The sequence below is a fragment of the Streptococcus oralis genome, from assembly GCF_001578945.1.
GTDB lineage: Bacteria > Bacillota > Bacilli > Lactobacillales > Streptococcaceae > Streptococcus > Streptococcus oralis_Q.
Window position 1 is genome coordinate 101,263 of the sequence record NZ_KQ969554.1, and the last position, 2,294, is coordinate 103,556.

General features: G+C 44.5%; 1 pseudogene. It reads left to right on the forward strand.

Features of this window, described 5'->3' with window-relative positions:
- Positions 1-2,294 (forward strand): annotated as a pseudogene (locus tag SORDD16_RS11330) (hypothetical protein); the annotation flags it as partial.

The window sequence follows — 2,294 nt, forward strand, 5'->3', positions numbered from 1 at the left end:
AACGACAAGCAATAACATTGCGGCAGGAGTCGTAGCAGATAAGAACCAAGCTCAAGGTAAAGATGCTGCCAAGCAAGCGGAAAAAGACCAAACAACAGATAAGCAAGTTACAACTGCACCGAAAACGGGTTATTCTGGTTTCCGAAATGTTGGAAGAACAGGTTTTAGAGCAGCTGATAGACCAGCGGTCTTTAACCATGATATCGAACATGCAGGGTCTGGGAATATGAATCTCATCTCGAACTTCCGTGTTGGACAAACTGAGACCCACTTCTTCTATGCGCACGATGCAGACAATCCGACTAATAACACGAGTGGTTCTTGGTCAACAGTAAGTTCTGCTGAAAATGCGGTGACATTAATCAGTGGGCAACGAGAATTAGCTGCCCATGGCCTCGAATTCAAAGTTGTGGCAACATCTGTTGTTGGCGGTCAAGGAGGCTTTCTACCATCCATTCGGGTTCAAGGTACTCCAACGAAATCAGGTTTAGTAACCTTTGGGATCAGTGTCCGAGACGAACGTGGAGGGGTAACTCGCAAAGATATCACGTTCCGAATCTTAGAGAAACTGAATAATGGAGATAACCGTGCTTTCTTTAACAAAGATTTCTCTAGCATGGAACCAAGTTATAAGCCACTGATAGCAGACCGCGCGGTGAATGACTACAGAACAGATACGTTCTATATTCATGACTTGGACAATAAAGGCGATAAAGCAAACGGGGCATGGTCTAGTCGTGAGAAAGCGATAAGCGGTGTTCGTTTGATCAGCGGTGGAACGGAATTAGCTAAGCATGGTTTGACATACGATATTGGTGCAGTTACTAGAAGTAACAACTCCGGGTACATTGGTCAATTCAAAGTTCAAGGTCGTGCAACCAAGGCGGGTAGAATTAACCTTCAAATCGCGGTGACGGATGAAACTGGTAAAACTTCTGTTCAAACGGTTAGTTTTAACATCACAGATAAGGATCATCCAGCTCCGAAACCAAATCCAGGACCAAACCCAGGACCTACACCGAATGTAAACACTGGAGACAGCGTCTTTAACCAGAGTAAAGACTCCCTAGAAGGACAAAACAATCCATTCTCAAACCGTGATATCATCAGAGACTTTACTGATAAAATCTATGTACACGACCAAGATAGTAAAGGGAATAAGAGCAACGGTTCATGGTCTACTCAGGGCACGGCAGGTAATGCTGTTACAATTGATTCAGAAAGTCAAGACACATTAAGATCATTTGGTTTGACAGTCCGAACTGGTACGGAATCAGTAACTGGGGGATACTTGCCAACGATTTCCATCAGCGGGAAAGCTACCAAGACTGGTTATGTACCGTTGAAAGTTACGGTGCGGGACGAAGCAGGGAATACGACAACGAGAGATATCGGTTTTTACGTGTTGACGGATGCTTCAAATGCTGCGCCTGAAATCAATAAGGATCCAAATACTATGGGAGATGCCGTTATCGGTGGTGTCGACCCAACCTTTGAAATCGGGCAACACGTCAACTATAAGTTGTATGTTCACGATGAGAACAATGAAGGAAATAAAGCAAAAGGTGCTTGGAAGAGTGTCGAGGCAGCTGAACGTGGTTTGCCAGTTGACGCAGAAGGATTAAAAGATTTACAAGATCTTGGATTGACACCGGTTATTACGGTACATGAACTAGATAATGGCGAAGGCTATATTCCGATTGTAAATATTGTTGGACAACCAACTAAGGCAGGTAGCGCAGTATTGAACTTCCGTATTCATGACGAAGCGGGTAGTATCTATCACTGGCGTCTCTACGTTCAGACGATTCCACAAACTCCTGAAACTTCTCGCTCCCTCAGTACAAGTGTGGAAAATAGTAAATCATTCTCAACTTCTTTGAGTAATTCAGAGAGCGCAGAGCAAAGTGAGATTGATTCATATAGTAAAGAGGATTCACTGTCTGAATCGAAGAGTCACTCAAGTTCTGCATCGGCAAGTTTGTCAAGTAGTAAGTCATTCTCATTGAGCAGAAGTATGAGTTCAGCGAGCAAAACTTCTCAATCTGCAAGCATTAGCGCGAGTCAATCTGCTTCAACATCGACCATTGCGAGCCAAAGTGCTTCCGCAAGTGCCAGCGTAAGCAGTAGCGTATCCGCTTCTGTATCAGGAAGCCAAAGTTCAAGTGCCTCAGCGAGCGTAAGTTCAAGTCGTTCGGCTAGTGCCTCAGCAAGTGCATCAGTAAGCTCAAGTCAATCAGCTTCAGCATCAGTAAGCTCAAGTCAAAGTGCTTCAGCGTCTGTATCTGCAAGCC